At 34.2% G+C, this 24,009-nt stretch carries 16 protein-coding genes; all 16 read left to right on the forward strand.

The window, feature by feature from the left end; all coding sequences use genetic code 11:
• Positions 1-112 precede the first annotated feature (112 nt).
• Entirely contained in the window at positions 113-1,195 is a 1,083-nt protein-coding gene (gene serC / locus CKF58_RS03635) for a 3-phosphoserine/phosphohydroxythreonine transaminase (RefSeq protein WP_222987686.1), read from the forward strand.
• An 81-nt stretch (positions 1,196-1,276) separates the two neighbouring features.
• Positions 1,277-1,984: a thioredoxin domain-containing protein gene (locus CKF58_RS03640; protein WP_119531070.1), complete on the forward strand. Its 708-nt coding sequence runs from the start codon at positions 1,277-1,279 to the stop codon at positions 1,982-1,984.
• A gap of 75 nt (positions 1,985-2,059) precedes the next feature.
• Positions 2,060-3,247, forward strand: a complete 1,188-nt coding sequence (locus CKF58_RS03645; RefSeq protein WP_119531072.1) for a prephenate dehydratase domain-containing protein — start codon at positions 2,060-2,062, stop codon at positions 3,245-3,247.
• 151 nt (positions 3,248-3,398) lie between these two features.
• Entirely contained in the window at positions 3,399-4,364 is a 966-nt protein-coding gene (gene rsmH, locus CKF58_RS03650) for a 16S rRNA (cytosine(1402)-N(4))-methyltransferase RsmH (protein WP_119531074.1), read from the forward strand.
• Positions 4,365-4,390: 26 nt separating this feature from the next.
• Positions 4,391-5,209, forward strand: coding sequence for a cell division protein FtsL (locus tag CKF58_RS03655; protein ID WP_119531076.1), 819 nt, complete (start codon positions 4,391-4,393; stop codon positions 5,207-5,209).
• A gap of 24 nt (positions 5,210-5,233) precedes the next feature.
• Positions 5,234-7,075 (forward strand): peptidoglycan D,D-transpeptidase FtsI family protein, encoded by a 1,842-nt coding sequence (locus CKF58_RS03660; protein ID WP_119531078.1) that lies wholly within the window; start codon positions 5,234-5,236, stop codon positions 7,073-7,075.
• A 23-nt stretch (positions 7,076-7,098) separates the two neighbouring features.
• Positions 7,099-8,976 (forward strand): Mur ligase family protein, encoded by a 1,878-nt coding sequence (locus CKF58_RS03665; protein ID WP_119531080.1) that lies wholly within the window; start codon positions 7,099-7,101, stop codon positions 8,974-8,976.
• Positions 8,954-10,768 (forward strand): UDP-N-acetylmuramoyl-tripeptide--D-alanyl-D-alanine ligase, encoded by a 1,815-nt coding sequence (locus CKF58_RS03670; protein WP_119531082.1) that lies wholly within the window; start codon positions 8,954-8,956, stop codon positions 10,766-10,768. The genes CKF58_RS03665 and CKF58_RS03670 overlap by 23 nt, the downstream gene beginning before the upstream one ends.
• A 71-nt stretch (positions 10,769-10,839) precedes the next feature.
• Positions 10,840-11,904: a phospho-N-acetylmuramoyl-pentapeptide-transferase gene (gene mraY, locus CKF58_RS03675; RefSeq protein ID WP_119531084.1), complete on the forward strand. Its 1,065-nt coding sequence runs from the start codon at positions 10,840-10,842 to the stop codon at positions 11,902-11,904.
• A 117-nt stretch (positions 11,905-12,021) separates the two neighbouring features.
• Entirely contained in the window at positions 12,022-14,793 is a 2,772-nt protein-coding gene (gene murD / locus CKF58_RS03680; protein WP_119531086.1) for a UDP-N-acetylmuramoyl-L-alanine--D-glutamate ligase, read from the forward strand.
• 149 nt (positions 14,794-14,942) lie between these two features.
• A complete protein-coding gene (gene murG, locus CKF58_RS03685) occupies positions 14,943-16,202 on the forward strand; it encodes an undecaprenyldiphospho-muramoylpentapeptide beta-N-acetylglucosaminyltransferase (protein ID WP_119531088.1) in 1,260 nt (419 codons plus the stop codon).
• Positions 16,203-16,243: 41 nt separating this feature from the next.
• Positions 16,244-17,692 carry a UDP-N-acetylmuramate--L-alanine ligase gene (murC, locus tag CKF58_RS03690; RefSeq protein ID WP_245959236.1) on the forward strand — a complete coding sequence of 483 codons (1,449 nt, stop codon included), beginning with the start codon at positions 16,244-16,246 and terminating at the stop codon, positions 17,690-17,692.
• A 13-nt stretch (positions 17,693-17,705) separates the two neighbouring features.
• The gene (locus CKF58_RS03695; protein WP_119531090.1) at positions 17,706-18,689 is read left to right on the forward strand and encodes a D-alanine--D-alanine ligase; all 984 of its coding nucleotides are present in this window, start codon (positions 17,706-17,708) and stop codon (positions 18,687-18,689) included.
• A gap of 44 nt (positions 18,690-18,733) precedes the next feature.
• Positions 18,734-19,738 (forward strand): cell division protein FtsQ/DivIB, encoded by a 1,005-nt coding sequence (locus CKF58_RS03700; protein ID WP_119531092.1) that lies wholly within the window; start codon positions 18,734-18,736, stop codon positions 19,736-19,738.
• Positions 19,739-20,170: 432 nt separating this feature from the next.
• A complete protein-coding gene (locus CKF58_RS03705; protein ID WP_119531094.1) occupies positions 20,171-21,517 on the forward strand; it encodes a hypothetical protein in 1,347 nt (448 codons plus the stop codon).
• 246 nt (positions 21,518-21,763) lie between these two features.
• On the forward strand, positions 21,764-23,413 hold the full coding sequence (locus CKF58_RS03710) for a cell division protein FtsZ (protein ID WP_119531096.1): 1,650 nt from the start codon (positions 21,764-21,766) through the stop codon (positions 23,411-23,413).
• The last annotated feature ends 596 nt before the right edge of the window (positions 23,414-24,009 follow it).

Here is a 24,009-nt window from a genome sequence, read left to right on the forward strand (position 1 = left end):
ATTTTTATCTGAATTAAATTTCGGATACAGCTTTCTTTTATTCAAGGTTTTCTTTTATTAGCTATTTACTTTTTAAAAGTAAACTATATAACTATATTAACAGTTTTCTATCATGCAATATTTCAACTTCTCTGCCGGTCCTTCTACTTTATTCCCAGAAGTAATCGAGCAAATTAAAAATGATATTGGTAACTGGAACAATACCCATTGTTCTGTTTTTGAATACGGACATCGTACTCCAGAGTTTACGGCATTTGCTAAGCAAATGGAACAAGATTTACGTGATCTGTTAAATATTCCAGATGATTATGCAGTTTTATTCTTGCATGGTGGTGGTCGTGGTGGCTTTGATACAGTGCCATTAAACATGCCACAAAAACATAAAAAAGCTTTATATCTAATCTCTGGTCACTGGTCACGTGAGTCAGCTAAACAAGCAGAAAAATACATTGAAGTAAAAAATGCTGCTTATGTAGACGATCAATTTAAACGCACTAAAAACGATTGGACAGCAGAGTCTGCTGATTGTGACTATGTGTACTATTGCTCGAATGAGACAATCGAAGGAATCGAAACTTTTGATCCTCCGGTAATTAGTCCAAATGCTTACTTAGTATGTGATATGAGTTCTGATATTCTTTCACGTCCAGTTGATGTAAGTAAATTTGATGTTATCTATGCAGGAGCGCAAAAAAATATCGGTGCTTCAGGTGTTGCAATTTACATTGTTAAAAAATCTTTACTAGGTTTTGCAGCTCCATATTGTCCAGAAATTTTTGATTGGAAAATTAATTACGAAAATGATTCAATGTACAATACTCCAGCAACTTTTAGTTGGTATACTTGTGCTTTAACTTTCCAACATCTTAAAAAACAATTTGGTAACTTAGCTAACTTAGAACAAGTTAATATTAACAAAGCTAACCATTTCTATAATTATCTAGATCAACAAGACTATTATAGTAATCGTGTCGATCCGGCTGTTCGTTCACGTATGATCGTTTCATTTACTACTGGTAATGCTGAACTAGACACTTTATTTGTGCAACAGGCTAAACAAGCGGGCTTACTATCACTAAAAGGTCACCGTGTATATGGTGGTTTACGTGCAGCTTTCTATAATGCGGTTTCGTTTGAAGCTGTTAAAGCTTTAATTGCTTTTATGCAAGACTTTGCACAGAAAAACCCGAAATAATCCCTAAAGTATTAATTTAATTAGGGTATAATATCCAAGTATTTGTTTTTATTTAGCGACTATTCAACAAGCTAAAGTATTATGATTTTATCCTCTATTAAAAATTTAGCAGGCAAAACTGCTTTAGCATTTGCTGCTTTAACAACATTATTTTCGTCAGCTAACCTTGCACAAGCAAATGTAGTAGCTGGTCGTGACTATACTGTTTTAAATCAACCATTAAGCACAGTGCCATCAGTATCTATGGCAATGTCGTTTAGTTGTGTACACTGTGCTGAATTTACACGTGTGTATCGTGTACCTGAAAAAATTGAAAAAATGCTAAAAGAAACTTTCCCTAATAATCATGAGTTTCTTGAATGGCACATTGTAATGGAAGATATTCAATTGTATCGTGATTTTGCACGTTTACGTGCTGTACTTTACGCTACAGATAACGATAAATTACTTCCAGAAGCATTTGAATTACCATACACTTATGCTAATGATCCAGCACCACTTAAAAAATGGTTACAAGGTAAATTAAAATTAAGTTCTGAAGATGTTAATAACTTATGGACTAGTTTCTCAGTTAATACTTTCTACAAACGTGAAGTAGAATTAACTAAGGCATACGAAATCCGTCAAACTCCAACTTTCATTATTAATGGTAAATATGAAATGAATATTGGAGCTATTAGTATTGACAGTACTACCGAACCTACTCCAGATCAAATTGGTGATGCTGTAGTAAAACAAATTAAACAAATTTTACTAGCTACTTGGAAAAAACCAGAAGCGAAAAAATAATTGTTTATCTAATAAAAAGAGGCTTTTTACAGCCTCTTTTTTATCAACCTAAAACCAATCCAACAATTAACCACTATGAGTCAAAATATTGCAGTAGAAGCTATTGAAAGTATTCGTCAAGAAATTAATCAAGTTGACGCTCAATTAATCGAATTATTAGCTCAAAGACGTGATTTAGCAGCTAAAGTAGCTAGATATAAAATTGCTCACAATCGTCCAGTTAAAGACGTAAAACGCGAAAAAGAATTAATTACTAATTTAGTTAATCTTGCAAGTAGCAAAAACTTAAATTTAAATGCCGATCTTTTAAATGCTGTGTATCGTGCAATTATCACTGATAGTTGCAACTACCAACAAGAGATTATTCTGCGTGAACAAAATCTTTATCAATTAGCAAACCAAGAAGAAATTAGCTTATCTTATCTTGGTTTACCTGGCAGCTATTCTTCAGTAGCATGTGAACAATTTGCTAATCATTTAAGTAAAAAAGCTAATGCTACTGGTTTTGCAACCTTTAAAGAAGTTGTAGATGCCGTTACTTTTGGTAAAACTAATTTTGCTGTCTTACCTCTTGAAAATACTTCTTCAGGTTCTATTAATGAAGTTTATGATTTATTATCAAAAACTTCGTTAGAAATTGTTGCTGACATTGCTTTAGATATTAATCATGTGTATGTAGGAAAAAACGTAATCGATGAAAAAGAAATCGAAGTAATCTACACTCACGTACAACCATACGAACAATCGTTAATTCACATTCGTGAATTACAACCTAATGCTAAAGTTGTATTTACAGCTTCAACTACTCACGCTATGGAGCAAGTAATGCAAGATAGTAATCCACGTGCAGTAGCCATTGGTAATGCCGCGGCAGCAAAACTTTACGATTTACAAGTAATTAGTGATTCTATTGCTAATAGTTTAAATAACCAAACTCGTTTTATTGTGCTTTCAAATCGTGAAATTTCTTATGCAGGTAATCTTGCATATAAAACTATGCTGCAATTAATTACGAACCACACTGAAGGGGCTTTAGTTAACTCTTTAGAAGTATTCAAAAAATACAGCATTAACTTAACTAAATTAGAATCTCGTCCGATTCTTGGTTCACCTTGGCGTGAAATGTTCTTCGTTGAATTTGAAGGTCATTTAAATCAAGTTAACATTCAGCAAGCATTAGCTGAACTAGAACAAAACTGTCGTGGTTATAAAGTTGTTGGTTCATTCCCAAGCTTTATTATTAATGACGAAATTTATAAATAATTTTTTAAACCTAAGGGTATGCCCTTAGGTTTTGCTTTTTTGTGCGGTTTATCCTAACAAAAGCTAGCAGAAAATGGTAAAATATGAACTGTATTAAATTTTGTAAAGCACCGTTTTATTCTTGCTAAACTAAGGAAATCGTTAAAAACATATGAGCCAAGAATTCAGTCATACTACGGTAATGTTGCATGAAGCCGTAGAGGCATTAGACATTAAGCCCGAAGGCATCTATATTGATGGAACTTTCGGTAGAGGTGGACACTCTTCACTTATTCTAAGTAAATTAAATGCTCAAGGACGTTTAATTGCTTTTGACCGTGATGAACAAGCAATAGCTGTAGCTAAACAAATTAATGATCCACGCTTAACTCTAGTTCACAGTGAGTTCTCATCTATGGCAACTTATGCTAAAGATCATGGCTTAGAAGGTAAAATTGACGGGATTCTCTTAGATTTAGGAGTTAGTTCACCGCAATTAGATGATGCTAGTCGCGGTTTTAGTTTTATGCATAAGGGTCCATTAGATATGCGTATGAACCAACATGCTGGTTTAACGGCGCGTGAATGGTTATACCAAAATGATGAAAAGACCATTGCTGATGTTTTATGGTTATACGGAGAAGAAAAAAACTCACGTCAAATCGCTCGTGCAATTTGTGAACGCAAAAATCAAGTTAGTTTTGAGGAGTTTTTACCTGATACCGATTCATTAGTACAACTAATCAAACAGGCTTCACGTAAAATCGATAAAAACAAAAACCCAGCTACGCGTAGTTTCCAAGCTATTCGTATAGCAGTAAACGATGAACTTGGAGAATTAGAACGAGTTTTACAAAGTTCGCTAACGTTACTCAAAACAGATGGACGCTTAAGTATTATTAGCTTCCATTCACTTGAAGATCGTTTAGTAAAACAGTTTTTTAAACAACAACATCAAGGAAAGCCTATCCCTAAATATATGCCTATTTTAGATGAGCATTGGGATAGTGAGATTTATTACTCACAAATATCAAAAGCCTTAAAACCTAGCCAAGCTGAAATTGAGGTAAATCCTCGCTCACGCTCGGCAGTTTTACGCTGGGCACAAAGATCAGCTCTTCCGGTTAAAAATAACTAAATTTACTTATTTACAAGGATTTATTTGTGAGTTTGTTTAAATCCCGACGTAAAAATAAAAAAGCTAAAATTTCGGTAAGTAAGCAATATCTCGATCAAGCTGCAAATGCAGATCTAGTTACTGATCATAATCAGGATCAAAACAGCTCTCAACTTACCAACCAAGCAAATACGTCTGTCGATTTAGGTGCAAATAAAGAAACAAATAACGAGTTAAATTCTACACAAAGTAAGGCTAGTCCATCACTTGATCTTAATACAACTAAAGTAAATACTACACATCAAGATATTGCAGATGCTTCTAAAGCCAATGGGACTATGGCAACAGATTTTATTGATGATCTTAGCCAAGAAGACCGCGCGGCAAAACTGCAACTTGAACAAGAAGCCTTACAGAAAAAATATATGGAACAAGCTGCTCAACGTCGTAATAAACTCGTTGAGCAAACGTATGGAAAATTAAATTGGCACTCTGATTTTGTGCCCTTAAAAATTCTGTATAAAGACTTTAGTTCTAAATACTTTTTTACCATTATTTTGTGTTTAATTATTTTAGCTCTTTCTTTGACTAAAATTTATTTAACCCATAAATCAATTAATACCACAACTAGCTATTCTAAATTATTAGCTGATAAAAACTCACTTACTTTATCTAATGATAATTTACGTTTAGAGTTTTTAGCACTAACTTCACATGCTAGTATTGTGCGCATTGCTCATGACAAAATAAGTTTAATTCCTTTATCTCCGCAAGCCGAAGTTATTGTAATTATTCCTTATTTGCCGCAACAACAATCACTTACACCGACACAAATTCCTATTTTACAAATGCCGGTGAAAAAGTAAGACGGCAAGAACTTTAATACAACCATGTCAGCCAAAGAAAGCAAGAACTCTGATAACCGTCATGATTATTTAGAAAAGTTCATGACTAAATCAGAGAAACGAGACCAAGAAAATCTTAAAGATTTTAAGTTTAGCTTAAATGTAACTAGTGGTAGACTTTACTTTTTTGCTATTTGTCTTGTTGTTTTATTCTTAGTTTACGTTATCGTATACTTCTTACAATTTTTTACAAGTCATATTCCTTTACGTGAGGATCACCATTTAGCCAAAGAGACTAATGCTCGTATTCAACGTAATGTTATTGTGAGCGCTCCACGTGGGCAAATCTTAGATGCTAATGGTAAAACCTTAGCTATTTCTTTGCCTTACCAAACTTTTGGTATTGACGTAAAGGTGTTTTTAGATCCTGCTTATAGTGCTATCAATCAAGTTGATAGCCCTACTTTTGTCGCTTTATGTAAAGCTTTAGAGCTTGATCCTAAAAAATTACATCAAGAATTAAAAGCCAAACCTAATTCACGTTACTTAAAACTTAAAGCACAAGTTTCTCCAACGACTTCGGACTATGTTAAGTCATTAAAAATCCCTGGACTTTCATCTTATACGGATTATCGTCGTTTCTATCCGTACGGAGATACCATTTCGCAAGTGATTGGGCTTTTAACTAATGAAGGTGTTGGACAGTTTGGTATCGAGAAACTAGCCGAAACTAAGCTCGAAGGTACTGACGGACACATTTCCTACGAGAAAGACTTTTTCCACAATATTATTAACTATAAAGATATAGTTAATGCTAAAGCTGGACAAGACGTAAAACTAACAATTAATATTGACTTACAAAATATTGCTTACCAAGCAGTAAGTCAAGCGGTAGAGGATAACAAAGCAGATTCTGCAACCGCAGTACTTGTAGATGTGTCAAACGGGGAAATTCTTGCCATGGCAAATGCTCCATCGTTTAACCCAAATAATCGTCGTACCATTGATCCAAATACTCTTAAAAACTACGCTATTTCAAGTAACTTTGAACCTGGTTCGACTGTAAAACCTTTTGTAGTCTATGCAGGTTTAAAAAATCGCGTGATTACTCCAACTACGGTTATTGACACTCACCGTTTTAATATTGGTCGTTTTACCATAACCGACGTCGCACCACGTGATTCATTAAATATTCGTGGGATTTTACAAAAATCTTCGAATATCGGGGTATCGCGAATTGCTTTACGCTTAAAAGGAGATGAAATTCGTCAGACTTATTTAGCTGCAGGATTTGGACAACCAACAGGTTTAGGTTTAATTGGAGAACGTACAGGTTATTTCCCATATCAGAAGAACTTTTCTGAACTAGACCGTGCTGTATTCTCTTATGGTTACTTACAACAAGTGACGCCATTACAATTAGCTCACGTGTATGCAACTTTAGGTAACTATGGTTTAATGCATCCATTACACATTATTAAACCTACGCAACAAGAGGCGAGCCAAGGCAAGCAAGTTCTTGACCCTCAAGTTTCAAAAACCGTTATCGAGTTAATGCAAGGTGTGGCACAAAGTGGCGGTGGTGGTATCCGCGCAGCCGTTCCGAACTATAATGTATCAATTAAAACTGGTACGGCTAAAAAGGTAGAAGACGGTAAATATGTAAATAAATATATCGGTTATACCGCCGGAGTTGCTCCATCTACCAATCCCAAATTTGCACTAGTCATCGTAATCGACAATCCTAAAGGTAGTCAATACTATGGTGGTGCTATCGCTGCCCCAGTATTCCGTACGATTATGGAAGCAACTTTACGTTACTACAATATTCCGGAAGATAATATGCACCAAGATCGTGTAGTTATCTCTAACTCAACGCCTAACTAGGCAATTTTTATTAGAGGCAAATCATGACTAGTATTGATACCTCAAGTTTAGTTAAACAAATTTTAGCGTTAATTGATGAATTAAAACCATTAATTATGCAATATCAATTAACGCACATTACTTGTAATAGTAAAGAAGTAGACCAACACGCTCTTTTTGTGGCAACTAAAGGTCTACATGTTGACGCACGTGACTTTATCCCGACTTGTGTTACACAAGGAGGAAGAGTGTTTATTAGTCAAATTGAGCAACCATTTACTGATAATGAACAAGTAAAAGCTTATAAACACGAAGTTACTACTATTAATCAAGAACAAGTACATATTTTCCATTGTACAGACTTAGGTAAATTCTTAAGTTTTATTGCATTAAAATTTTACGACTTTTTAAGTTCAGTACATAACCCACAAGCTCTAGGCTTAGATATTCCAGTTATTGGAGTTACAGGTACTAATGGTAAAACTCTAACGACAAATTTAATCGCTCAAGGGTTACAAGCTTTAGTTCCTGAAAAAAATGTACCATATATTAATGGTACTATTGGTTATGGTCCGTACGGTCATCTAATTAAAGCTAAAAACACTACTCCAGATGCTTGTGCTGTTCTGGATAATATTTTCCAAGCGCAAGTACAAAATTCAAGCGGTGTAGTGATGGAAGTTAGTAGTCACGGCTTAGCATTAAATCGTGTACGCAATGTGCGTTTTAGTCAAGCTATTTTTACTAACTTGACTCAAGATCACCTTGACTACCATAAAACTATTGAAAACTATTTCTTAGCTAAAGCTCGTTTTTTCACTAAACATAATGTACAAGATTACATTATTACGTGTAATGGTGAAGAAAACGATTATGGTGCACGTTTAGTTAAACTTGTAAGTTTAAAGCTCGCTGCAAATGATAGCGATGAAAATAGTCGTTCTCGCGGCGTAGCAGCTTCTTTACCAGCCTTAGCAGCTTTACAAGGAGCTATTCCTCCTGATGAACATTTAGCTGGAGCAATGAATACTCGTCCTAATCCTCTAGGTGAAAATGACTTTAGTGAATTACAGCCTGCTGATTATGATTTAGTAAGCCAACTGGCAAAAGTTAAAGTAACTCCACGTATAGCAGTAGTGAATATCGGCAAAACGGTTAATGAATTAGTTAACTTTAAAGCGGATATTATTACTACTCTTAAAAACTTAGTTGCTCATCCTAAAGGCTTAAGTATTGAATTTAGCTTTGAAGATAAGTTAAAAGAATATAAAGCTGACTTTAAAATCGAGTCTTCTCTAGTAGGGATTTTTAATGCTTACAATTTACTAACTACAATTACCTCGCTTTATATGTATGGAATTGAGTTAGAGAAAATTGTTGCTTATGCTGATAAATTTGTTTCCGTAAAAGGACGTATGGAATTAATGCCTAATCAACTAAATAAAACTATTGTAGTTGATTTTGCTCATACTCCAGATGCTCTTGCTAAAGCTCTAGAAAGCGCTAAAATGCATTTTAATGATCAAACTGATCGTAAATTAACAGTTGTATTTGGCTGTGGCGGTGACCGTGATCAAGGCAAACGCCCAATTATGGGACAGATAGCTAGTACGATTGCCGATAAGATTATCATTACTGATGATAATCCTCGTTCAGAAAATCCGGCAACCATTGCCGAACAAATTTATGCTGGTTTTGTTGATCATGCACGTAGTGCAGAATATATTCCAGATCGTAAACTTGCCATTATTAGTGCTATTGAACAAGCACAAGCTGGTGACTTTATTTTAGTTGCTGGTAAAGGTCATGAGACTGAACAAATTATTGGAGAACAAATTCATCATTTCTCTGATCAAGAAGTTATTCGTGAATATCTAGAGCAAACAGCTAAGGCTAACCATGACTCAAATTACTTACTCTAACCTTATTGATTTATTAGAGCACACTAAACTTTTAGATGGCGAAGTTGATGATGTAAAACTACGTTATATATATAAAGTACTCAAAGATGTACCATTAGTTATAACTACCGATACACGTAAAATTGAAACAATACTTAATAAGAACTTTTACTCATTGTTTATTGCCTTACCAAGTACTCGTTTCAGTCCAGAAGATTTAGCCGAAATAGCTTTAGATCTTCCAACAAAGCCTGCAGTAATAACAACTAAACTAGACGAATATCGTTTTATTTTAGATGTACTTGAAGATTATTTAATCCCTGTTACCGATACTACTAAAGCACTTGAAGTTATTGCTGCATATGCACGCCGTGTATACAATCCTTTAACTATAGCTATTACAGGTTCATCAGGAAAGACTACACTGAAAGAAATTATCAGTCAAGTACTACGTAAACATTATAAAAAAGGCGTTATAGCTACTAAAGGTAATTTTAATAACCAGTTAGGTGTGCCTATTACTTTAAATGATTTAACCATATCTCATGCTAAAGATGGCATACCTCCGCATATAGCAGTTGTAGAGCATGGGGCTAACCATGCTAATGAAATCAATTACACTACACGAATTAGCCAACCTCATATTGCGATTATTAATAACGTCCAACCAGCTCATACTGAAGGCTTTGGTGGCATTGAGGGAGTGGCTTTAGCTAAGAGTGAAATTTTTAATCATTTAGCTGACAACGGCATAAAAATTATCAACATCGATTCATTTACCAATGATTTATTCTTTGCACGTAAAGGTAAACAAACCTTATTAACCGTAAGTAAAGAAAATGATGCTGCCGATTTCTTTATTGAGCCTCATTCAATTCGTAGTGATCGCGATGGTCTTAGTTTTGTTGTCCAAATTAATGGTTTTGAAATCCCAAGATTATCAACCGCCCGTGCCGATAAATATGCACCTAGTGAAATTTTTATCGATAAGCAACGAGTAAAAATCCGTTCAAACCTACGCGGTGAACACAACGCCTATAACCTAACTATAGCTTTGGCAGCATGTTTAGCTGCAGGCATGACAATGCCACATATTATTAAAGCTATGGAAGATATTAAGGAATTACCAGGACGAGGCAACCTCTTAAAAACTATACCTTTTGATATTATTGACGATACTTATAATGCTAATCCAGGTTCAGTTATCGCTTCAATGAACAATTTAGCTACTTTAACTTATAAAGATAAAATCTATGTTCTAGGAGCCTTAGCTGAAATTGATGAAGAAAGTAAAGTTGAGTTTTATCAAAAAGTGTATAAAGAGTTTGTTGTACCGCAAAAATTCTTACTCTTTGGTTATGTACAATTTACTAATACCTTGAGTGATGCTATTAAGAACAATCCTCAAGAATATAAGTACTACAGCTTTACTTATCAGGAGCAAACAGTTTACGCTGTTGAATATTTAGCTGCTAAGGATCCGCATAAGCTCACCGAGCTATTCTATATGCAATGTCAAACATATAATATCAAGCTATATCCTCGTCCTATTCACTCTTTAGGAATGGTTTTTAAAGGCAGTCGTAGCTCTCGTTTAGAGATCGTGATTTGTAAAGTAATTGAAAAATTTATATCAGAATTTGAAATTGATATCTCTGATTTCATTTCGCAACTTTCGAAAAACGTTGGTGGTAAAGCCTCATATGCCTCTATAATTAAGGATACGCCAAGTTATGATCCTGAATTATACGCAGTCTTTGAGGTTGTTGACTACTTGCACGATAACTATAATTATAATTTTTCATTTGTCTAAATACTCTTAACAGCAAACTATAACCACGGTTATAGTTTGCTGCTCTTACTTGTTGTTTATTAATCTTTATTATGCCTGCACAATTATCATTGTCTTGGTCATCTTATCCAAGTTTAATTATTGGTGCATTTTTTGTATCATTTATTATTTGTTTACTAGTCGGTCCGGCATTAATCCGTAAATTACACGCTTTAAAATACGGACAATCAATTCGTACTGACGGTCCACAAACTCACCTTGTTAAACAAGGAACTCCTACTATGGGAGGCATTAAAATCATTTTAGCAACTACGATTGCTACTTTAATTTTTGTGCCATGGAATAATCTTTTAGTTTGGTTATCTCTACTCGTATTTGTTGGCTTTGGGGTTGTGGGTTTTGTTGACGACTATTTAAAGATTAAACGTCGTAACTCTGATGGCTTAAGCCCAAAACAAAAATATGCTGCTCTGTCAATTGTAGCTTTAATACCTATTTTCATTGTTTACTACATTTATAGTAAAGATGATCTGACCCACCTAAGCATTCCTTTCTTTGAGTGGCGTCCAGAAATCAGCTTCTTATTTGTTATTCTAGCTTACTTTACGGTTGTTGGTGCTTCGAATGCGGTTAATCTCACTGATGGGTTAGATGGTCTAGCTATTATCCCAACTCTTTTCTGTGCTATTGGTTTTGGGATTTTTGCCGTTGATATCGGTTGGTTTGGCGCATTCTCAGGTTATTCGATCTCATCGGTATTAGATTTAACTATTCTATGTGCAGCTCTTGCTGGTGCATGTTTTGGCTTTTTCTGGTTTAATAGTTATCCAGCGCAAATCTTTATGGGAGACGTTGGTTCACTAGCTATTGGTGGACTTTTAGGTTTCCTTGCTGTATTATTACGCCAAGAATTATTACTCGTAATTTTAGGTGGCGTATTTGTTGTTGAATGTTTATCTTCAGCTATCCAAATGGTTTGGTTTAAATATACTAAACGCAAATATGGTGAAGGTCGCCGTGTATTCTTAATGGCCCCTTTACACCACCACTATGAGAAAAAAGGTTTAAGCGAAACTAAAGTAATTGCTCGTTTTTGGACAGTTGCCTTTATTTTATTAATTTTAAGCTTTGTAGCTTATTTTTATAAAATCGCATAAGCTCAACAGTTAATCCCTTGCTTTAGGCAAGGGATTTTCTTTAAGCTGTAGTATAATATTTTTTGTTTGATATAGACACTTGTCTACTTTTGTTTAAGTTTTTACAAATACTTAATTATGTCTCTAATTGAAGAAGAGATTGTACATATTGGGATCGTAGGGGTAAAAAGTTCAGGTTATGAAACTGCAAAATACCTTCTTACTGTACCAGAGTACAATAGATGCAGAATTACCCTTTTTGATGATAAACCAGATCTAGAGTTTATTTCATCACTTCAATCGATTGATGGTAATATTAGCTGCTATCCAGTTAATAGTCCAGAAATCTTAGCTAAACAAAAATATTTAATTGTTACCCCAGGTATTCCTAAAACTCATCCGGCGTTTAAACTAGCGGTTGAAAAAGGAGTAGAGATTATTGGAGATATTGAATTATTCGCGCGTATTAAAAAGCATTCGCACGATATTCAATTCCGTGAAGCACCGGTTATCGGTATTACTGGTTCAAATGGTAAAACAACAGTTACCCATTTAACCACGCACATTCTTAAACATCTAGGCTATCATGTTGCCATGGCTGGTAATATTGGTGTGCCTATTATGTCAACCTTTGCTGAGCAATATAACTACTTTGTTCTTGAGCTCTCGAGTTATCAACTAGAGACCACTAATGAACTTAAATTACGTGTTGGCTGTATTCTAAATGTGTCGCCAGATCATTTAGATCGTTATGGCAATATGCAAGCTTATAAAGAAGCTAAACAACATATCTATGATTTAAGTCAAAGTATTCTCTATAACAAAATCGATCAAGCTACTTGGCCAACCGAAGAAAATGCGAAAAAACATATGACCGCATTTACTTCGAATCCAACTAATTATCCTGCTTCATATTATTATGATCCTCAAGATCGTACAATTAATATTCCAGCTGTATATGGGGATGACAATAGCATTACTTACAATAAGCTCGCGGTTAAAGATTTTAATCTCCAAGGCTTACATAACTACGAGAATATCTTAGCAGCGATTGCTTTAGTAAGATTAACTTTAGGTCAATCTGAACAACAAGATAAATTAATTTTTGAAGCAGCTAAAAGCTTTAAAGGTTTAGAGCACCGTTTTGAATTAGTACATACTTCTAATAATGGGGTACGCTTTATTAATGACAGTAAAGCTACTAATATAGGTGCGGTTGAATCAGCTTTACGTTCGGTCGATTTACATAACAATGGTAAGCTTTATTTACTTTTAGGTGGAGACGGCAAAAAGCAAGACTTTACAGAATTATCTCCAGCTGTAAGTAAAATTAAGAATATTGAAGTACTTTGTTATGGACGCGATGCTGAACAAGTAGCTAAATGTAGTCCAGACGCCCAAATTTTTAAAGAGCAAAGCTTAGAAAGCGTAATGCGTCATATTGCACCAAAACTACAAAGTGATGACGTAGTTCTCTTAAGTCCAGCTTGTGCGAGTTTTGATCAGTTTAAAAACTACGAAGAGCGAGGCAGAGTTTTTGCTGAACTAGCAAAAAAGTATCAAAAGCCTAGTTGGAAAAAACGGCTAGGCATTAATATGCTCAATGGGGTGCAATCTCTTGCTCATAAAACCATTTATCTCGGTGATAGTAAAACCGTTTCAGGCAATCACCAAAGCGATAAAGTTAAACTTTATGACGATTATCTCCTAGCTTTAATCTTTTCTATTTTTGGTTTAGGGATTATTACCGTATTTTCATCTTCGGTATATCTGTCACTTAAACAAACAGGTGGCATTTTCAATCCTAAACAAATATTATTAATGCTCGTAGGAGTCTTAGCTTTTTTAGGAGCTTTAAACTTTAATACTAGTAAATGGCGAACCGTCTTGCCGCTCTTAATAGCTACAACCGTAGGTTCATTAGTAGTTGTTCACTTTGTCGGACATTCGGTAAACGGGGCACAACGTTGGATTAGTTTATTTGGTTTTACCTTCCAACCGGTTGAGTTAGCTAAGCTATGTACACTTATCTACTTATCACATTATTTAGTGAGTGTAGCTAAAGAAAGTAAATTTACCTTACGTTTAATGTTTGGTTTTATGTGCTTTTTTGTCATTATGGCGCTCTTACTCTTATTACAACCTGACTTTGGTTCAACCTTAATGTTAACCATTATTAGTTTTATCACTGTAATATATGTAACGCCAAACTTAAAATCGATTTGTTACCGTGCTGCCCCTATTATGGTAGTAGCTGTAATCCTTTTAAGTGTATATGTAGCACATAAAACTTACCTTATAGACCGTATTACAGGTTTCTTAGATCCTTATGCTGATCCTTATGGTAAGTCTTACCAGATTATTAACTCTATTTCCGCATTCTCACATGGTGGTTTTTGGGGAGTAGGCTTAGGTAACTCTATTTTTAAATCTGGTTATCTTACCGAGGCTAATACCGACTATATTCTTGCCATTTACGGAGAAGAATTTGGCTATATTGGGATTATTTTACTTGTATTATTAGAAGTATTGCTTTATCTGCGTATGTTTAAAATTTCGCACCAAACATACTTTTTATACAAGCGCCCTTTCCAAGCAATAATGGTATTTACCTTCGTTCTTTGGTTTAGTTATCAAGCATTGTATAACTTTGCCATGACCGTAGCCTTTTTACCTACCGATGGTAGTACCCACCCTCTTATTTCTTACGGTGGTTCATCATACGTAATTATGTTTATCGCTCTTGGTATAACTATGCGCGTTGATTATGAAAATCGTTGTATTGCAAATCAACATCCAGTTAAAGAAGCTCCATCTGAACATTTAGTACAAAACTTCTTTAGCAATATGTGGAAACTCTTTTCTGCCAAAGAAACACCAAAAGCAAAACAACCACGTAGAAGTAAATAAATATTTAGCTTTCTTTCGATATCGGAAGAAAGCTTTTTTCATATCTAAGCCTTAAAAGCGGGAAATTCTCGGGTTTTTAATGTATACTATTGAGTGGTTAATTTTGCGATTGGTCAAAATTATCAAGATTAAATTTTTTATTTTTATTCATGGCAAAGAAAGTATTAATTATGGCTGGAGGGACTGGAGGACATATTTTTCCAGCTTTAGCCATTGCAAAAAAACTTGAAGCCCAAGGTTGTGAAATTCAATGGGTCGGCACAAAAGACCGCATGGAAGCACAATTAGTGCCACAATATGGGTATAAAATTCATTTTATTGAGATTAAAGGTTTAGTAAGTAAAGGTGCGAAAGCATGGTTAAAAGCACCATGGCAAATCTTTAAAGCAACTTTACAAGCACGTAAAATCATCAAACAATACAAACCAGACCTAATTATAGGTACTGGTGGTTATGTTTGTGGTCCGGTTGGCGTAGCAGCACAATTAACCCGCACTCCTTTAATTGTTTGTGAAAACAATGGGGTAATGGGATTAACTAATAAATTACTATCTAAGTTTGCGGACTTAGTATTATTTGCTTATCCATTAGAGCAAGCTAAAAAAGCCGAATACGTCGTGGGTCAACCATTACGTCAAGAGTTTACAGAACTAAATCCACTCCAAAATCTTGCTAATCTGTATACAAAAGCAGCAAACGAATTTAAACTTTTACAAAGCTTTGCACAACAGGAAAATATTCAAGTAGCCAAAGAATTGCTCGAAGCTACTGAATACAATTGCAAAGATTATCATGCTTTATATCAAAGCTTAAGTGCCGAGCAACAAGCAGCATTTAATCGTTTATCTTTTTCGCAACAACCACTAAATATTTTAGCCGTTGGTGGTTCGCTGGGAGCGCAAATCCTTAATACTCATGTAGCTCCAGCGATCAAAATGCTCGAAAACAAAGGTATTTATACTCATACTTTTCAACAAGTAGGTAAAGATAATGCACTTAAAGTTAATGAACTTATTACTAATCTTGGTTTAAACCAAGGTAAAAGCACTTATGTAGCTCAAGAGTTCATTACTAATATGGTTGAAAAATATTTAGCAAGTGATTTAATTATTTGTCGTTCAGGATCGATGACTGTTTTTGAAATTGCAAGTTGTAATCGTCCTGCTATTTTTGTTCCTTTAGCAGTACAAAAAGACCAACAACAGTTACATAACGCTGAATATTTAGCTAAAGAACAGGCTGCAAAAATTATTTTAAATAAAGATTTTACAGCCGAAGTGTTAGCTGATTATATTTGTCAATTAAATTATCACGAGCTATATGAAATGGCTAAACGCCAAACTCGTTTAGCAACGCCACAAGCTACAGATAAAATTATTGAATTTGTTAAACCTTATTTAGCATCTTAAAGTTTAAGAGCCTATAACCTAATTTTAGGATATACATTTATATGGATTCACAAAAACTCCTAGAAGAACAATTTCCAAGTAGACGTCAACATATGCGTATTGACGGCTATGTGCACTTTATTGGTATTGGTGGGGTAGGAATGTCAGGCATTGCCGAAGTTCTACACAACCTAGGATATAAAGTTTCTGGTTCTGATATTGGTACTGGAGCAACTATTGACCGCTTAAGCCAATTAGGAATTAAAATTTTCCCAAAACACGAAGCACAAAACGTTGAACAAGCAGCTTTAATTGTTGTGTCATCAGCAATTAAAGAAGACAACCCTGAAATTCAACAAGCACGCGTGAAAAATATTCCTATTATTCGTAGAGCGCAAATGCTTGCTGAAATCATGCGTTTTAGATATGGTATTACAGTTGCCGGTACTCACGGTAAAACAAGTACGACAGCTATGTTAGCAACTGTATTTACTGCTGCAGGTTTAGATCCGACATTCGTAAATGGTGGGGTTGTTAAAACTGCAGGTTGTAATGCCCACTTAGGTAAAAGTGAGTATATGATTGCTGAAGCAGATGAATCTGATGCTTCGTTCTTACATTTATCTCCATTTGTTTCAGTAATTTTAAATATTGAAAAAGATCACATGGAAACTTATCATGGTGACTTTGACAATATGAAACAAACTTACCTAAACTTTTTACACAACATGCCATTCTACGGCACTGCAATCGTGTGTTACGACTCACCAACCGTAAGAGAAATTATTCCAGCGATAGGTCGTAAAACCATTACTTATGGTTATGAAGAGGGCGCAGATTACCTAATTACGAGTTACACTGCCGGCCTATTTAGCTGTAAATTTACTCTTTTAACTCCAGAACAACAAACTCTTGAGTTTGAATTAGGAGTATCTGGTAAACACATGGCATCTAATGCCGCAGCTGCAGCTATTGTGGCTTTAAATGAAGGTATTAGTGTTGATAAAATTCAACTAGGACTTAAATCATTTACTGGTGCAGGTCGTCGTTTTGACCGTATTGGTAATTTCCAAATTGATCCACAACGTCAAGCGCTCTTTATTGACGACTATGGTCACCATCCAACTGAACTGGAGGCGACGATTAATACAGCTCGCGATATGTTCCCAGAACGTCGTCTAGTAATGATTTTTGAACCACATCGTTATACACGTACACGTGACCTATTTGATGATTTTGCTTTAACTTTAAGTAAAGTTGATCAAGTAATTCTTTTAGATGTATATGCTGCAGGTGAAAGCCCAATCGTTGGAGCTGATTCAGCTTCATTAGCTCGTGCTATTCGTGCATTAGGTAAAGACTGTTTAGCTTTAGGACAACAAAATCTGCTTGACACATTAAAATTAGTATTACAAGATCAGGATATTGTTTTCTCACAAGGTGCAGGTTCAGTTTCAAGAAAAGTTCACGCTTTAATTAAAGATGCAGGTTGGCAAAAAGTAGTTGAGTAAGGTATAGCGCAAGATGAAACAAAAATATCAATTAAGTGATTTAGCTAAATGTAAAATTGCCGTACTTTGTGGTGGTACGTCTAACGAACGAGAAATTTCTTTAATTTCTGGTAAGTACGTTTACCAAGCCCTAAAAGAAAGTTCTTTAAATTTAGATGTAACAAAAATCGACACCAAAGACTACAATTTGTTAGATCTTAAAGCACAAGGTTATAATTTAGTTTTTAATATTCTGCACGGTCGTTGTGGAGAAGATGGGCAAATTCAAGGCTTTTTAGATACTTTAGGTATTAAATATACTGGTTGCCGTGTATTGCAATCTGCCTTAACTTTAGATAAACTTTTTACTAAACGTATTTGGCAAGCTTGTGGAGTAAATACAGGTAAATGTCTTGAATTTACTGCCGAACAAATTCTTAATCAAAGTGCACAAGTAAATGTTGACGCTATCGTTGAGCAACTAGGTTTACCATTATTCGTTAAACCTAATGTTGAAGGTTCATCGATTGGCATTACAAAAGTAAAAACTAAAGAAGATTTATATCCTGCTTTAGTAACTGCTGCTAAAATCGATCAACACATTTTAGTTGAAGCATTTATCGATGGTAAAGAATACTCTGTACCAGTGTTAAACGGTAAAGCTTTAGCACCTATTGAAATCATTGTTGATAGCTCATACGATTTCTATAACTACGAAGCTAAATATTTTGCTGATAATACTAAATATGTATGTCCGGCCGAGTTAAGCCAAGAGCAAACGCAACAAATTCAAGAATTAGCAGAACAAGCTGCTCGCGCTGTTGGTATTAAAAGCTGGTGTCGTGTAGATGTATTAAGCAATAGCCAAGGTGAATTCTTTGCTCTAGAAGTTAATACTAACCCTGGTATGACTACGCACAGCTTATTCCCAATGGCAGCTCAACATGCTGGTATGAGTTATATCGATCTTTGTTTACACATTTTATTAGATGCTCTAAACGACGTAGAGCTATCATAAGTTACCTTATCTAAAGCTTAGCTTTAGATAGCTATGCAATCCCTATGTTACGCCCTTTATTAAAAAACTTCTATTTCTACTTTTGGTCGATTATCGCCCTGTTGGTAATATTAGGATTTTTTAATTGGCAATATATTAATGCAAAACTTAATAGCGTTCCTATTAGTAAAATGCAAATCAACACTAATTTACGCTTTACTTCGAATAGCATTATTACTCAAGCCATAAATAATTCACATAACCAAAATAAAGGCTATTTTGACTTTAGTACCAAAGAGCTAACTTTAGCTCTCCAGCAAAATCCATGGATTAAATTTGTCATGGTAAGTAAGGTATTTCCGGATACTGTAAATATTCGTATTAGTGAACAAAAGCCTTATGCTATTTGGACTAATGGTCAAGAGGTTGGCTATATTACTGAAAATGGTAATCTATTTTTTAGCCCTGCACAAATGGCGCAAAATGAAAAATTTACGCAAATTGTGCAACAAGCTAAAGAAAAAGCCAATATTAATGATAATAACCAAAACTCTTCAACCCAAGCTAAAGAAAAAGCTAAAAGCTTACTAAATGAAGTTGGAGAACAAATTAATTTAAATGTGGATAATTTTCCACAACACGATATGCCAATCTTTATTTCTAACCAATATTACATTCAATTAGCAATTAATTATTGGAATGAAATAAAAGATGAATTAACTTCATCGAATTTAAGTATTAAAGAAATTCGTGTAGATTCATCAGATGCTTGGCAAATTATGCTTAACAATGGTATTTTATTAAACCTTGATGCTATAGATGTACGACAAAGTATTCGTCGTTTCTTAGTAGCTGCACAACAAATAAAAGTACCTGACGGCTATTTAATTAATTACGTAGATCTAAGATACAATAACGGGATTGCAGTTAAGTTCATTAAACAAGATGAAGCTGCTAATGGTAACAATTTTCTTTCGAGCTTAGTTCCGGGTAAAGGTGGGGCGCCTTTACTTAATGCAACCTTTAAAAGTGAGCATATTCAAGGTAACTATCAAGATGATTTAAATTAATATTAGATTTAAATTAAAATTCTATTAAACTTAAGGTTAGGTATTTATTACCTAACCTTGTTTTTTATATAATATTATTGACAACCAGTGGTTACTAGAAGTTATTTTTTAGGCTAATTAACTTAAAAAGTAACCGCTTAAGTAACGTTTTGTTGTACAATATTGTAAGATTATGTTGACGATTATTTTGGCTTTTAGCCTATTTTTTGCCAACATTTTCGCCGATTTATAAATTTAAAATTACAAATATATTTAGCTATCTTTTTGAATTTTGGAATAAATCACGTAGATCTGGCTTATTTAGATTGACTAAGATAAAATATATGAGTAATTTAAGCTTTGCAGATAATACATAGATAAACTTGACTAATTTAGTCAAGTTTATACCTCTTTTTTCACTTTACTTACCTCAGCCATAATTTTTTAAGCGTCGTGTCAAGTTCAAAAAATCGCAATCTGATTTTATCTATTCATATAGATTCATCAGATATAAATCTTGCTGCAGGTTACGTTGACAAAGAAAAAGTAAATCTCTTAGCTCTCAAAAAAGGGCATTTAGCTGGTATTAATTTTGGCAATATTATTAACAAAGAATTATTCACTAATTCTGTTATTAATAATTTGCAAGATTTTATCGATAACCATTTACGCGTTTATAGTGAAAGTACAGCCAAGAATCTTGGTCTAAAAACCGTTGACGGTAAACTGGTAATTAAAAAAGTCGCCTACAATATCATAGTATCAGAAGTACGTAAACTTGATACTATCCAGACCCACCTAGTAAAGCAAATTCTTAAGGATAATTTCTTTGCTAAAGACGTGGTATTGAGTGCAGAGAATATTTTTGAATGTACAGCAGATACTGCTACAACAACCTTATTAGTAGATGATGACAATGCTAATAAGCCTTATATGATTAATATTAATCTATGTTATAACTCTGCATGGATTAATTTTATTACAAATACTAGCGAAACAAGTGTCTATTCCCGTTCAATTGAAAAAGGGTTTAAAGAAATAGTTACAAGCATTAACGCTAGTCCCCGAATTAAATCACCGCTTAGCAGCGAACAGGTTTACAATGGTTTAAAGGGTTATCGTTTTTTAGTTAATCGTGCCAGTGTAGACTTTAAAATTTCTCTTTTTAGAGCTCATTTTTATCTTTCGGAAATTGAAAATGCTATTGTATTGCGTTTACAAGAGCTATTCCATTTATGCTATGACAAGTTCAAAGAACTAGATCGCAATGGCTTACGTTTTAAAGCTGACTTTTTAGATAAAGTACAAATTAACTTTATGGGATATGGTTCAGATCTTTTAGACGTAGATGCTGTAGCTGCCTTAGTTTTTTCTGAACGTTTAGCAGACGAACAAACATACCTAAAAAGCGAAAAAGAAAAGAATGCAAAAATAACCTCGAATCATAGTCAAGTCGGAGAGACCTTAGACTTGACCACAGGTATGCACTATTACCAAAATAGTTATTTACCCTCAGTTAATGTACGCGCTAAAGAACTAATCTACTTTACACATGATGCACAAATTACTTTTGCCCATCATAGTTTAAAAGTACAAGCAGTGGCAAATCCAATTGTTGATGTTTGCTTTAGTTTTTCTCAAATGATGGCGCCCCAAAGCGTTAGTTCATATCGAGAGTACATTAACAACTTAGATCAGTTTGCGACTTCTCTCGGTCTAATTTATAACTATCACTTAGCTCAACCTAAACCGGTGAAAAAAGGGCTAATTGATTATTTACTCAATCTTTTAAAACTTTAGATCAACGCGCAAACTTAAGAGCTTACATTTTGCAAAATAAAAATTTATTTACTTCAAGCGCTATATTTATGACCAGATAATAATGAAAAATTCGGCTAGGATTTACTCTATTGTTTATTAAAAGTATAGGCTTTAACAAGATTATTAAATTCTGTGTAAAGTAATTTTGCAAAAATAACTTAACTTAAGTCTAAGTTAAATTTGCGTAAGTATAATTTCTTTACCATATTCTTAAAGGTTACATTAATGACAGATCCAATTGGTATGGAAAATGATTTTGTACTTCCAGTTGACAATTCAAACGGCGGTAAACCTAAAATGAAACAACGTGATCAATTAGAATCGATTATTGTTATTGGTGTTGGTGGTGCTGGTAACAATGCAGTTGACTATCTTTATAAACAAGAGGGATACATGGAAAATGTTGGAAATAGTGTTAAACACTATATTTTCAACACTGATGAAAACTGCTTAAACAACCTCCAATGTGAAAACAAATTAGTCCTAGGTCGCAATACTTTAAAAGGTAAAGGAGCTGGTGCTAATATTAACGTTGGTCAACAAGCTACCCAAGAATCTATTGACGAAATTAAAGAAATCGTTAAAGGTGCCGATTTAGTATTTATTACTGCCGGTATGGGTGGAGGTACAGGTACTTTAGGTTCTTCAGTAGTTGCTGAATTAGCTAAAAATGAAGGTGCTATCGTAGTTTCATTAGTTACTTTACCGTTCAAATACGAAAACCGTCAACGCAATGCTTTCTCTGGAATTAAACACCTATACCTATACTCAGATTCGTTAATTATGATCGACAACCAAAAAATTGTTGATGCATATCCAGATTATGAGTTTACTCAAGGTTTAGATGAAGCTAACAAGATTCTAGCGAATGCGATTTCGGGTGTAATTAAAATCATTCGTAATCCAAGTACAATTAATACTGACTTTGAAGACTTACGTACAGTTTTAAATAACGGTGGGAAATCACAAATTCTATATCGTAGTTTAGAAGGTGAAGAGTTAGAAAAAATTACTACTGAACCAGACAAAACTATCGATGCAATTTACGAAAAAGTTACAACTTCTCCATTAATTACTCGTTCGAATATCGAACAAGCGACAGCATTCTTAATGCTTATTGAATGTTCGAGCCATTTTACACAACGTATTATGGATCAGTTCATTTCTCGTTTTACACGTCACAATGGTGAAGAAATTAGTAACTTTGATGATCTTTTAGATGATCTAGAATCTCTTGACGATGAAAAAATCGAAGCTATTAAAAACGATGGTCCTCAAGTTATTTTCGCTTATAACAAATTACCTGACACCGAAGATAATAGACCTCGTTTAAATGTTACAATTGTGGCTACAGGTATGGGTACACATGCAGCTAAGGCTAAAGAAGCTCCACAACAAGCTGCACCAGTTTACAGAGAACCTGTACAACCTAGCTATCAACAAGCTTCTGCAGCTCCACAACATAATCGTCAATTAGATGCATTAACCATCAATCCAAGTTCACAAGCTAGAGTTTTACAACAAAGCTATAGCGCTCCTGCTACTCAAACAGCAAATGTACAATCTGAAGCAGATTCAGCAAAAACTTTAAATCTCGATCTTTTTAATACATTAAGTCAAGAAGATCAATTGAAATTATTAGCACTTCTTAATGCTAAAGTTTCTCAAGCAAATGTAGATCAAAAGGGCAATGAAGAATACAATGGTCCGCGTGTACCTGAAGACAATCCTTTATTCCCTAATCAAGCAGCTAAAACAGAGACTGTTACACAATCTCAAGCTGCAGCAACTACTCTAGCTGATACTACACCTATCAAAGAACAACATACGTTCCGTCCTAGTGTAAGTGCTGACGATCTATCAATCGACGATTAATTATTTATTGAGCCAAATAGAAATTCTATTTGGCTCATTACATATGTGCGTTTGCAAGCTTGTTATTAAAAATTCAATAATGATAATCGAAAAAGACTGATAGCCGAAAAAGGCAGATAGTCAACAATTGGCATTAGTATTAAGTCGTGGTGTACAGCTCATGGTTAGTTATAATAAATAGTTGTAGAAGTGCTGATTGTCGGTAGTGTTATAGTTTGGTTGGTAGTGGGAGTAGGGAGTGGGAGTATGTAAAAAATAATGTGCAATTTTACAAAGGTTAAGGATTGTCTTTTTAAAATTCGCCTATATAAAATAAAAGTAAGTAAACAATTAGCAGTGTAAATGTTTATTTCTCGGTAAAACTTCCAATTTATCCTCTTAACTTTGCTATAATGTAGTATAGAAAGAAAATATTAGTAGCATAAATCTTTAGATCATCTCAAAGATAACTAATTAATTTTTAACCTTAAATTAACGAAGAACAAGCTATTCAAAGTTAAAAAAGGCATAAATTTTATAACTAATAATCTTTTTTTAGATTGATACAGAATTTCTTACTATAACTTTTTTATACAGTTATAGGCAACTGCTAATTT

Source organism: Psittacicella hinzii (assembly GCF_003585935.1).
GTDB classification, from domain to species: domain Bacteria; phylum Pseudomonadota; class Gammaproteobacteria; order Enterobacterales; family Psittacicellaceae; genus Psittacicella; species Psittacicella hinzii.